The sequence below is a fragment of the Staphylococcus gallinarum genome, assembly GCF_000875895.1.
In the GTDB taxonomy this organism is placed as follows: domain Bacteria; phylum Bacillota; class Bacilli; order Staphylococcales; family Staphylococcaceae; genus Staphylococcus; species Staphylococcus gallinarum.
In genome coordinates this window covers 1-241 of record NZ_JXCF01000226.1, presented here as the reverse complement: position 1 = coordinate 241, position 241 = coordinate 1, and the positions used below count along the sequence as shown (strand labels likewise).

The following is a 241-nucleotide window of genomic DNA, read 5'->3' as shown; positions in this document are numbered from 1 at the left end:
TATCTCTGTTTGTTTAGAATATTAAAAAGAACAATACAGAATAAACTTTATAACGGGAAACATTTACCCAAAAAAATAAGAATAGCTAATAAATTTAAAAAACAGAAATCTAATGAAAACACCTTTTTATTTTTAATTTATACTATAAAATATAATGTTTTTTATAAAGGAAAAATATTAGCAAATCTAGTTAGTGATCATTCTGAAAAAATTATTCAAATTAAGCGTTAAAAGGGGTGTG

Annotated in this window: 1 protein-coding gene; it reads left to right on the top strand. The window is 21.2% G+C overall.

Going from position 1 to position 241, the window contains the following annotated elements; translation table 11 throughout:
* A partial coding sequence (locus tag SH09_RS17185) for a hypothetical protein (protein ID WP_235307558.1) occupies positions 1-231 on the top strand: 231 nt, incomplete at its 5' end.
* Between the last annotated feature and the right edge of the window lie 10 nt (positions 232-241).